The following is an 11,173-nucleotide window of genomic DNA, read 5'->3' on the forward strand; positions in this document are numbered from 1 at the left end:
TCGTCACACCCCACCAACGCGGCCAGGACTCCAATAGACACTCTCACAGGCCCCGAACCAGCCGATTCAGTCACCCGCGAAGTACGGACCTAGCAAGGGAGGTGCGCTCGGCGGCTCGGGCGCTCGCGTACAGCGCGGCGAAGGTGGCGCCACGCTTGCCCTCACACCGGTCGGCCGCGCCGACGATGAGGTCGAGCAGCAGGTCACCGCGGCGTCCGTTGCCGGTCGCCACATGCACCCAGCGTTCCGCGTACGGTTGCCACTGTGTACGCGGCACCCCGTCCAGTACCGCTTGCCAGCACCTGATCAGGGAGTCCTGCACCCCCCTCTCCTCTATGAGCGCCAGTGAGTTGTCGTAGGAGGCGATCAGCGGCACCGGTCCGCAGGCGCTCAGGAAGATGCTTAGTTCAGAGGGCGAGAGGGCAGAGCGTGCCAGACGGTCGAGCAACCGTCGGCGCAGTCGGCTGCTCGTTGACACCAACTCGCACAGTGCGTCCAGGGCGCGAGTGCTGCCGCGCTCGCGGCGAGCCAGGTGGTACAGCCGGAACATGGCCTGATCCGGGTGGCTGGACGCAATGACATCCCCGCAGACCTGGACGAGGACCTGCGCGAACTCCCCCTTGAGTCGCTTGGTCACACACCAGTGGTAGATCCGTCGACGAAAACTCCTGCCGTGCTCGGGGTCGTTGAGGCCGCAGGTGAGCGCATGGACCGCAGCCTCCAACTGGCCCCGGCTCGACGTCGTGGTGCTCCAGTGCTCGGCAAGGGAGGCCAGGCCTTCCTCGTTTCTGGTCCGCAAGTACTCTTCGGCCAACCGCGCCACCAGGTCGTGGCGAAGCTCCTGGGTGATGTGCGGTCCGGTCAAGTCGACGCTGCGCGCGGTCCAGGTGCCGAGATGCCGGCGCAGGTCGGGCATGTGGTCCCAGAAGTGCGCACGGATCGCGGTCCTGAGCAGGAGTTGGGCCGCCTCGTGGATGACGTCGGCATGGGCACCGTGCAGCATGGCCACGGTGATCAGCAAGGCCCGCTGCGGCCCTTCGGGGCGCTCGGCGACGAGTTTGGCGATCTCCCTGCGCCGGTCGTCCCACGCTCTGTGAGCCGTCGCGCACCAATCCGCGAACCCGGTGCCGGGGCGAGCTGCCTCGCGGGCCCGGCGCACCAGGTCGGCGAAGGTCGCGATCTCCCGCATCGGCCGCTGCTCGCCCAGGAATTCCTCGGCCGTGGGGACGGAATCGGCCTGCATGTACTGCTCGTACGGCACGCCGTACACGCGGAGGTGACGTCGGAAGACGTGTACGGGGGCAGGGCTTTTGATCTCGACCCGGTAGAACTGCAAGTCGGAGTCGAGGGTGCTTCATCGGACCCGCTGGTGGCCACTGCCTCCGGCGCGCCGGCAGCGGGCGCGCCGACCAACGCGATCAGCGCTCCGTCAGCTCGCAGGGCCGCGTCGCACAGGCGAGCAAGATCACGACTGGGCGCCTTGATGCCTCGTTCGACCTTGCTCAGCTGTGCCTTGCTGTAGTGCACGGCGGCGGAGAGCCCGGTGAGACTGAGACCGGCTTCCAAACGCCGTTTCCTCAGCTCCTCACCGAAGTCGGTGGACGGCTGCGGCACGAAGAACCTCCATAACCGTCCATCCAGGTGAACGGGGTTGCCGCACGAAAGCGTGCGGCAACCCCGACTGGACGGACAAGGCGACAGATGCTGTTTCCCGTTTCCTTTCCCGCGGATGAGCCGCGGTATGGGCTTCACGGATCCCGGGGGTGAAGGCTTGTGAACGTGCTCGAAGCGCACCCCGCCGTTCATCTCTGAGTTAGGCACGCCTAGCCTTGGTTCGTTACTGGGTTAGGCACGCCTAGCCTTGGTTCGTTCGATTCTGTGGACGGTAGGGAGGATGCATGCACCTGCGCGACTGCGCCCCGGGAGACCGACTCACCCTGCGCCGTCTACGCGTGCGCGCAGACGAACGGCTGCGGCTGCTGGAACTGGGCTTCGTGCCGGGCGCGCCACTGCACGTGGTGGCCCGCGGAGCCACCGGTGGGCTGCTGGTGGGCCTGGGCGATGCGCGGGTCGCGCTCGACGGGGCCACCGCGGGCGCGCTGCTGGTCGAGCCGGCGGTGGCCCGCTGATGGGGTTCCAGGACCGGACCGCCGGACTGCGCCGCGCCACCCGCGCCGCGATGCTGGAGAAGCCCTGCTGCGACCCGGTCGAGGACGCCGGAGACGTCGCCGTCCGCAGCGCGGTGCCCCGGGTGGCTCTGGTGGGCAATCCCAACGTCGGCAAGTCGACCCTCTTCAACGCGCTCACCGGTGCCCGTCAGCACGTCGGTAACTGGCCGGGCAAGACCGTCCACGTCGCGCGCGGCACCTGGCGCCCGGCCGACACTCCGTACGCCGACGGCCTGACCCTGATCGACCTCCCGGGCACCTACAGCCTGGTGCCCCGCTCCCCTGACGAGGAGCTCACCCGCGATCTGCTCGTGGACCACGGCCTCGACGGCCGCCCCGAGGTGGTCGTGGTGACCGTCGACGCGGCCAACCTCGCCCGCAACCTCTACTTCCTCAGTCAGGTCCTGGACACCGGCGTCCCGGTGGTGGTCGCTCTCACCATGGTCGACGTGGCCCGCTCCCGCGGCCTGAACGTCTCCGCTGAGTCACTGGCCCACACCCTGGGCACCCCCGTCGTCCCCGTCGTCCCCCACCAGGGGCAAGGCCTGGACGACTTGGCCGTGGCCGTGTGCGCCATGCTCGCGGATCCGTACCCGCCCCGCCCCGCCGATCTGGGTAGCGCCCTGGAGGAGGAGATCGCGGCCCTCACCGCCCTGGTGGCGGCCGGAGCCGGGGAGCGCTACGCCCCACGGTGGCTGGCACTCGCATTGCTGTGCGGCGAGCCCGTGCCCACCGTCTCCGAGGAACTGTGCGAGCAGGCCCGCGAAGCCGGACTGCGTCTGCTCCCCGGCGCCCCGGACAGCGCGGACGCCCCGGCCGACCACATGGACCTGCCCGAGGACGACCCTGAGACCCTGGTCGCCGAGGCCCGCTACGCCTGGGCGCACCAGGTGCTCGCGGCCGCCGTCGACCGCCGTGCCGCCGACCGCCCCACCGTGACCGACCGGGTCGACCGGGTGCTGACCTCGCGGTGGCTGGGCATCCCGGTGTTCCTCGCTGTCATGTGGGGCGTCTTCACCGCCACCACCACGCTGGCGGTTCCCCTCCAGGACGGCCTGCAGGCGCTGCTCGACGGCCCGGTGAACCGTGCCGCGACCGCCACCCTGGGGGCGGTGCACGCACCCGGCTGGGTCTCCGGGCTGGTACTGGACGGACTGGTCGGCGGCGTCGGCCAGCTACTGACCTTCGTACCGCTGATGGCGATCATGTTCGTGCTGCTGGCCCTGCTGGAGGACTCCGGTTACATGGCCCGCGCCGCGTTCGTCGTCGACCGGGTGATGCGCCTGATCGGCCTTCCGGGCCGTGCCTTCCTGCCTCTCATCGTCGGCTTCGGCTGCAATGTGCCCGCCCTGGCCGGCACCCGCATCCTCGCCAACCGCGGCCACCGGCTGCTGGTCGGCATGCTCATCCCCTACGTCACCTGCAGCGCCCGGCTGACGGTCTACGTGCTGCTCGCCAGCGTCTTCTTCGGAAGCAGGGCGGGCACCGCGGTCTTCGCCATGTACGTGCTCTCCATCCTGCTGGTCATCGGGATCGGCCGACTGCTGCGCCGGGTCCTGTTCCGTGACCTCAAGGACGAGGCACTGGTGCTGGAGCTGCCGCCGTACCGCAGGCCCACCGTACGGGTGGTGGGCATGCAGTCCTGGCAGAAGCTCAGCGCCTTCCTGCGGACTGCGGGCGGAGTCATCGTCGCCACCGTCACCGCCGTGTGGCTGCTGTCGGCGATCCCGCTCGGGGGCGGCCACGGCGGCTTCGGCAAGGTGCCGATCGAGCACAGTGCCTTCGGCGGCACCTCCCGGGCCATTGCCCCGGTGTTCGAGCCGGCCGGGTTCGGCGACTGGCACTCCTCGGCCAGCCTGATCACCGGGTTCGTCGCCAAGGAGGCCGTGGTCTCCACGATGGCGCAGACGTACCAGGTGCAGCAGCCGGGCAACAACCACCACGCGGGTTCGCTGGGCACCGCTCTGCGCTCCACCTTCGACCGCACCTCGCACGGCCACACCGTGCCCGCCGTGCTCGCCTTCATGGTCTTCCTGCTCGCCTACACGCCTTGCATGGCCACACTCGCCGCGCAGCGGGCGGAGATCGGCACCCGGCTCACCCTGCTGGGTACCGGCATGCAACTGGCCATCGCCTGGCTGCTGGCGGTGGCGGTGTACCAGGTCGGAGCGCTGCTGTGGTGAGACTGCCCTGGAGACGCAGCGAACCCGCCCCCGCGCCCTCCCCGGCCGGCGGTGGCGCGCTGCGCGCCGTGCTCGCCGAGATCCGCGCCGCTCGCGGCGGCGGGGTGAGCCTGGCGGAAGTGGCCAGGCAGGTCGGGGTCAGCCGGGAGGAGGCCGAGGCGATGGTGGAGTACTGGGTCCAGCGCGGCGCCCTCGGCACCACCGACATCGGCCGGGGATGCTCCTCCGGCGGCTGCGGCGGCTGCCCCTCCGCCGCCCGGGACGGGGGGCCCGGCTGCGGCACCGACGGCCCCTCGGGGCCCGTGCTGGTGGCGATCACGGTACGACCCCGCCCCTGACCGTCGCCGGCCCGAGACGAAGACCCGTGTTGTCGAGCCGCGGCTGTGCGCTCAGGGCAGCGCGCGGCCGCCCGTGGCGGGAGGTGGTGCTCCGCACAAGACCGGACCGGCCGTGGGCGGTGCTCTGGCCGCTACTGCGCCGGTACTGAGCGGCTCACGCGGGCGGCCCCGTTCACCCATGCTGCTTCGCCGAGCCGACCATGGCGGCTGGATCGACGACGCGGTCGAATTCTTCGGCGGTGACATAGCCGGAGGCCAGTGCGGCCTCGCGCAGGGTGGTGCCCTCGTCGTCGGCCTTGTGCGCGATCGCGGAGGCCTTGTCGTAGCCGATGACCGGGGAGAGGGCGGTGACCAGCATGAGTGACCGCTCGACATAGTGGTCGATCTGGTCGCGGTCGAGCCGGGTGCCCTCGATGCAGTACTGGCGCATCTTGGTGCACGCGTCGGCGAGGATGGTGGCCGCGTGCAGGAAGTTGTTGATGATGACCGGGCGCATGGCGTTGAGTTCGAAATTGCCCTGTGAGCCTGCGATGGCGATGGCCGCGTCCTCGGACAGCACCTGGATGCAGACCATGACCATCGCCTCGCACTGGGTCGGGTTGACCTTGCCGGGCATGATCGAGGAACCCGGTTCGTTGGCGGGGAGGGTGAGTTCGCCCAGGCCGCAGCGGGGGCCCGACGCCAGCCAGCGGATGTCGTTGGCGATCTTCATCAGCGGTATCGTCAGGGCCCGCAGCCCGGCGGAGGCCCCGGCCATTGCGTCCAGGCCGCCCTGGGCGGCGAACTTGTTGGCGGCGGTGGTGAACGGATAACCGGTCGCCGAGGCTATCTCGTCGGCGACCTGCTCGGCGAAGTCGGGTGGGGCGTTCAGCCCGGTGCCGACCGCGGTGCCGCCTGCGGCGACCTCGTACAGGCCATGCGCGGAGGCGGTGACGCGGTCGATGGCCTGTCGCAACTGGTGGGCGTAGCCGGACCACTCCTGCCCGACGGTGAGCGGGACCGCGTCCTCCAGGTGGGTGCGGCCGATCTTCACCACGTCGTGCCACTGCTCGGCCTTGGCCTCGATGGCCCGTTGCAACGCCTGCACGCTGGGCAGCAGATGCTCGTGGACGACCTTGACCGCGGCGATGTGCATGGCGGTGGGAAAGGTGTCGTTGGAGGACTGCCCCATGTTGACGTGGTCGTTGGGATGGATCGGGGACTTGCTGCCCAACTCGCCGCCGACCAGCTGGATCGCCCTGTTGCTGATCACCTCGTTGGTGTTCATGTTGGACTGGGTCCCGGACCCGGTCTGCCACACGTACAGCGGGAAGTGGTCGTCGAGCTTGCCCGCGATGACTTCGTCAGCCACTTTCTCGATCAGGCCCGCTTTCCAGGCCGGCAGCCGTCCGGCACGTCCGTTGACGATCGCGGCGGCCTTCTTGACGTAGCCGTAGGCGTGGTAGACGACCTTGGGCATCCGGTCGTCCCCGATGGAGAAGTGGATCAGGGACCGTTGGGTCTGCGCGCCCCAGTAGCGGTCGGCGGGGACGTCGATGGCGCCCATGGAGTCGGTCTCCCGCCGGGTGCCGGTCGCGTGCAGGCCGATGGGTACGTCGAGGATCCTCGCGGCCTGGTCCTCAACAGCCTGGCCTGCGGCGGAGTGCTGCGCGGTCATGACGTCACTCCGTCTCCGTAGACGGGCTCCCACATGGCCTCCCGTACGGCCTGGCCGGGATCGGCCGGCTTGCGGGCGGCCACGCCCTCGTCGACCGCGGCCCGGACCACGGCGGTCGCGGTGATCGCCGACGACTGCCGGATGTGCTCCACGGGTGGCAGCAGGCCTGCACCCGGCCCCGTCGCATCGACCTGGCCCGCGACCGCCTGTGCGGCGGCAAGCAGCATGCCCGCGGTCACCCGGGAAGCCCCGGCGACGATGGTGCCCAGGCCCAGCCCCGGGTACAGCAGCGCGTTGTTGGCCTGCCCGATCTCGTAGGTCACGCCGTCGTACTTCACCGGCGGGACAGGGATGCCCGTCGCCACCAACGCCTTCCCGCCGGACCAGGCGATGACGTCGGCGGGCATGGCCTCGATGCGGGAGGTGGGGTTGGAGATCGGGAAGATGATCGGCCGCTCGGTGCCCGCGGTCATCGCCTCGACGACCTCACGGGTGAACGCGCCGTGCGCCGTGGAAGTCCCCAGCAGGATGGTCGGCTCGGCCCGCCGGACGGTTTCCAACAGCGAGATGGCGCCGTCGTCCTTCCCCCAGTCCGCGACGTCCGCGGGGTCGCGCGCGTAGGGCTGCTGATAGTCCCGCAGGTCGGTCATGTCCCGGGTGAGCAGTCCCTGCTTGTCGATCAGCCACACGTGCGCGGTGGCCTGCACGGGATCCGCACCGTCGCGGATCATCGCGTCGCGCATCTGGTCGGCGATGCCCACCCCCGCAGTGCCGGCGCCGAAGACGACCAGCTTCTGATCCCGCATCGGCACGCCGCTGACCTTGACGGCCGACAGCGCCGCAGCCAGGGTGATGGCGCCGGTGCCTTGCATGTCGTCGTTGAAGATCCGGTAGGCGTCACCGTAGGTCTCGAGGATCCGCCGGGCGTTGCTGGGGCCGAAGTCCTCGAAGTGCAGCAGCGCACCCGGGAACATCGACGACACGGTTTCCAGGTACTTCTCGATGAACGCGTCGTAGTCCGCGCCGCGAACTCTGGGGTGCCGGTTGCCCAGGTAAAGCGGGTCGTTCAGCAGCGACTCACGGTCCGTGCCCACGTCCAGTGACACGGGGATGACACGGTGCGGGTCGATGCCGGCTGCCGCGGTGTAGACCGCCAGTTTGCCCACCGAGATCTGGATCCCGCCCACCCCCCAGTCACCGATACCCAGGATCTCCTCGGCATCGGTGCACACGATCAGGTCCACGTCCTCAGGCCCGAACTGGACCGTGGCGAAGGCCTTCTCGATGTCATCCATCCTGTCGATGGACAGGAAGACACCTCGCGGGCGGCGGTACTCGTGCGAGTACTGCTCGATCGCCTCGCCGACCGTGGGGTCGTACACGACCGGCAACAGTTCCACCAGGTGTTCCGTGAGCACCTTGTAATACAAGGTCTCGTTGCGGTCGTGCAACTGCTCCAGGTACACGTTCTTGGCCAGGTCGCTGCCCTGCGCCTGCAACTGCTGATAAGCGCGTCGCGCCTGCTGTTCCAGAGCCAGCACCCCGGACGGCAGTCGCCCGGTCAGACCCAGCTCATCCCGCTCTGCCTCAGTGAACGCCACGCCCCGGTTGCGGAGCGGGTCCACCAGGACGCCTGGGGTGGCAGGAGTCCGCATGGTCCTCTTGGTCATGACGCTCTCCCCACGTGCGTATGCATCGGTGCGCGCCGCCCGGTGATCACAGGCCAAGTCCCCCGCCGCTACCTCCACCGTGTGCACAAGGCTCCCACGTGCGCGCGTTGATCTTCAGTCCTTGGAGACGGCCGGGCTGGTTCGGCTGTGAGGGCGGGGACATGCACCGTGACTCAGTGTCGCGGTGGATCCTCTCGGCGTTCTGGCCGGGGAACGGCGGCGGACCGGCGGACCCCGACGGTCATGAGTGCGATCGTGAGGGCCACCAGCGCACCCGCTGCCGCCCACCAGGGCCAGTCCTCCGCAGCGGGCGAACCCGCGGATGTCACCCGTCGTTCGGGCGGGGACGAAGTCTGTGCCGCGTGTGCGGACGGCGCCGTCCGCGCGGGCGAGGGCTGAGCGACCGCGGTCTTGTCGGCGTTGGTGAAGTCGTACCGGCCCTGGAGCGGCGCCCCGTCGGCCGCGACGGTTCGCCAGGTCACCTGGATCCTGCCCCTCGGCAGAGGGCTGACCTTCTGCCGTACGTCGCCACCCACCACCGTCGGCGCACCGTCGCTGTAGGAGGTCCCGTCGATGCCGGCGACCACGACCGTCGTGTATCCCTGGCTCACCGGGCTGTCAAAGCGCAGCGTGACCGTGGCAGGTGTCTTGGTCACCACGGAGTCGGCGGCCGGGCTGGAACCGAGCAGTTGCGCGTGCGCCCACGCCGGCGGCGAGGACAGGAGGACCCACATGGTGGCCAGCAGCAGTGCCGTCAGGGCCGGTACGGCGGCCGGACGGCAGAGGTCTCGTCGCTTCACATAACAGTACGTCGGCTCCGACCTCCGGGAAGTTCCCCGGAATTCGCCGTCCGCGCCGGGGAACTTCGCGCCGGTGCGGTCCGACTCCTGCTGTGACTGCGGGACCGATGCCGCAACCGAACCGAAAGCCGATAACGCCATGCGCACCACAGCCACCAACACCGCTCCAGGTCGTTTCGCCCGTCTGCGTCTCCTCACCGCTGCCACGACAGCCGGGGCGATATCCCTTGTCGCCCTCACCGCCTGTGGCACGAGCGACTCGTCCTCCTCGGGTACGAGCACTCCCACCGCGACTCCCACCAAGGCCGCGACGGCACCGGTGACCATGAAGGACCCGTGGGTGAAGGCCAAGGCCGACGATTCCAGAATGACGGGCGTCTTCGGCACCCTGGTCAACAACACCGGCACCGAGCTCACGGTCGTGTCCGGCACCTCGACCGTGTCGAAGAAAACAGAGCTGCACGAAGTCGCCGACGTGGACGGCAAGCCGGTCATGCGCCCCAAGAAGGGCGGCTTCGTCATCCCCGCCAAGGGCAGCCACAAACTCCAGCCGGGCTCCGATCACGTGATGCTGTTGGGCCTGACCAAGGCGGTGAAGCCGGGTGACGAGGTCACCGTGACCCTGACGCTCAAGGACGGCCGAACGCTGCGCTTCACCGCCGTCGCCAAGGCGTTCGCGGGCGGCAAGGAGAACTACCACCCCGGCATGAAGAAGGGCTGACCTCCCTGCCATGGACAACACCCCCGACCACCCCGCCCCGCCCGCCGACGCGGGCGGGGGCCCCGCCGCGGTCAGCCGCCGCCGCCTGCTTGCCGGCGGCGCGCTCACCGTCGGCGGGGCCCTGGCCGGAGCCGGCATCGGCGCCGCCGCAGCCACCGACGGCGGTGACGGAGTCCGCGACCTCGCTGAAGCGCGGCCGCAGGAGGCCGCCTACGGCGTAGCGAAGGTCCCCTTCCACGGACGGCACCAGGCGGGGATCGTCACCCCGGCCCAGGCCCACGCCGTGTTCCTCGGCTTCGAACTGGCCGACGGGGTGGACCGCGCAGCCCTGGGCCGTATGATGCGCCTGCTCACCGATGACGCCGCACGGCTCACCCAGGGCGAGGCGGCCCTCGCCGACACCGAAGCGGAACTCGCGGCGCTTCCGGCCCGGCTGACCGTCACCTTCGGGTTCGGCCCCGGGCTCTTCAAGGCCGCCGGACTGGATGACCAGCGACCCGCCTCGCTCGCGCCTCTGCCCCGTTTCTCCATCGACCGGCTCCAGGACCGCTGGAGCGGCGGCGATCTGCTGGTTCAGATCTGCGCCGACGACCCTCTCACCGTCGCGCACGCCCAGCGGATGCTCACGAAGGACGCACGCACGTTCGCCCGACTCCGCTGGACACAGCGCGGGTTCCGCCGTGGACGCGGCATCCAGGACGACGGCGTCACCCAGCGCAACCTCATGGGCCAACTCGACGGCACCGCCAACCCGGCACCCGGCGGCGACGTCTTCACCAAGGTCGTGTGGACCGACTCAGGCCCCGCCTGGCTGCGCGACGGCGGCACGACCCTCGTCTTGCGGCGCATCCGCATGGAGCTGGAGACCTGGGACGCCGCCGACACCAAGGCCAAGGAATTCACGGTCGGCCGACGGCTCGGCACCGGCGCCCCGCTCACCGGCACGGCGGAGGCCGACCAACCCGACTTCGACGCCAAGAACGAGTTCGGTTTCCCGGTCATCTCCGAGTTCGCCCACATACGGCGGGCCCATATGAACGACGAGCGAAAGCGCATCTTCCGCCGCCCCTACAACTACGACGACGCCCCGGCGGCAAACGGACGCCCCGACACCGGTTTGCTCTTCGCTTCCTTCCAGCGCGACATCGGCGAACAGTTCCTGCCGATCCAGCGCAGTCTCGCCGCCTCCGACCTCCTCAACCAGTGGACCACCCCCATCGGCTCCGCCGTTTTCGCCGTCCCACCCGGCTGCGCACCCGGCGGCTGGATCGGCGAGACCCTGCTGGGGTAGCCCACCCGACGTCACCGGGCGCGAGAGCCGCCCGGTGACGACACCGCCGCTGGGATGGAACACGGCACGATGTGTTCCGCCGGTGGTGTCCGTCAAGGCGGTGAAAGTTCACGGTCCCTCGGTCGGGGGAGCCCCATCGTTACTGAAGTCCTGGGGCAGGCGCAGGAGCCGAGACGTCGAGATCACCCAGTGTGCGACGGGCCGTCAGGCGTGTTTTGCCTGATCGGAGTGGGGTTGGGGACTGGGAGCAGGCCGGTGGTCCGGGCTCCTCCCCGGTCGATGGCCGATGCAAGGGAGCGTTACGGATATATCCGTGTCTGGTAACGCGAATCCTTTCGTCGAGCT

The 11,173-nt window shown here is 69.8% G+C and carries 9 protein-coding genes and 1 pseudogene; 5 read left to right on the forward strand and 5 right to left on the reverse strand.

The genetic code is table 11. From position 1 onward, the window contains the following. Positions 1 to 70: 70 nt before the first annotated feature. The gene (locus ACWDEX_RS36725) at positions 71 to 1,336 is read right to left on the reverse strand and encodes a hypothetical protein (protein ID WP_450468979.1); all 1,266 of its coding nucleotides are present in this window, start codon (positions 1,334 to 1,336) and stop codon (positions 71 to 73) included. Positions 1,337 to 1,425: 89 nt separating this feature from the next. Then, positions 1,426 to 1,806 (reverse strand): annotated as a pseudogene (locus tag ACWDEX_RS36730) (helix-turn-helix domain-containing protein); the annotation flags it as partial. 92 nt (positions 1,807 to 1,898) lie between these two features. Here ACWDEX_RS36730 and ACWDEX_RS36735 point away from each other — a divergent pair. From ACWDEX_RS36735 to ACWDEX_RS36745, 3 genes are read left to right on the forward strand one after another with little or no spacing between them, the layout of a single operon-like run. Next, positions 1,899 to 2,129, forward strand: a complete 231-nt coding sequence (locus ACWDEX_RS36735) for a FeoA family protein (protein WP_450468964.1) — start codon at positions 1,899 to 1,901, stop codon at positions 2,127 to 2,129. Next, positions 2,129 to 4,351, forward strand: coding sequence for a ferrous iron transport protein B (gene feoB / locus ACWDEX_RS36740; RefSeq protein WP_450468966.1), 2,223 nt, complete (start codon positions 2,129 to 2,131; stop codon positions 4,349 to 4,351). The genes ACWDEX_RS36735 and feoB overlap by 1 nt, the downstream gene beginning before the upstream one ends. Further along, positions 4,348 to 4,689, forward strand: a complete 342-nt coding sequence (locus ACWDEX_RS36745; RefSeq protein ID WP_450468968.1) for a FeoC-like transcriptional regulator — start codon at positions 4,348 to 4,350, stop codon at positions 4,687 to 4,689. The genes feoB and ACWDEX_RS36745 overlap by 4 nt, the downstream gene beginning before the upstream one ends. A gap of 172 nt (positions 4,690 to 4,861) precedes the next feature. On the opposite strand, the gene fumC is transcribed toward ACWDEX_RS36745, so the two are convergent. The 3 genes from fumC to ACWDEX_RS36760 form a co-directional block, all read right to left on the reverse strand. Further along, positions 4,862 to 6,346: a class II fumarate hydratase gene (fumC, locus tag ACWDEX_RS36750; RefSeq protein WP_450468970.1), complete on the reverse strand. Its 1,485-nt coding sequence runs from the start codon at positions 6,344 to 6,346 to the stop codon at positions 4,862 to 4,864. Further along, positions 6,343 to 8,016: an NAD-dependent malic enzyme gene (locus ACWDEX_RS36755; RefSeq protein WP_450468972.1), complete on the reverse strand. Its 1,674-nt coding sequence runs from the start codon at positions 8,014 to 8,016 to the stop codon at positions 6,343 to 6,345. The genes fumC and ACWDEX_RS36755 overlap by 4 nt, the downstream gene beginning before the upstream one ends. Before the next feature lie 173 nt (positions 8,017 to 8,189). After that, positions 8,190 to 8,816, reverse strand: a complete 627-nt coding sequence (locus ACWDEX_RS36760; protein ID WP_450468973.1) for a copper resistance CopC family protein — start codon at positions 8,814 to 8,816, stop codon at positions 8,190 to 8,192. 139 nt (positions 8,817 to 8,955) lie between these two features. Between ACWDEX_RS36760 and ACWDEX_RS36765 the strand changes: the two genes are divergently transcribed. Then, a complete protein-coding gene (locus ACWDEX_RS36765; protein ID WP_450468975.1) occupies positions 8,956 to 9,537 on the forward strand; it encodes a copper chaperone PCu(A)C in 582 nt (193 codons plus the stop codon). A gap of 10 nt (positions 9,538 to 9,547) precedes the next feature. Further along, positions 9,548 to 10,828 carry a Dyp-type peroxidase gene (locus ACWDEX_RS36770; RefSeq protein WP_450468977.1) on the forward strand — a complete coding sequence of 427 codons (1,281 nt, stop codon included), beginning with the start codon at positions 9,548 to 9,550 and terminating at the stop codon, positions 10,826 to 10,828. Positions 10,829 to 11,173 lie beyond the last annotated feature (345 nt).

The sequence above is a fragment of the Streptomyces sp. NPDC001020 genome (assembly GCF_053599115.1).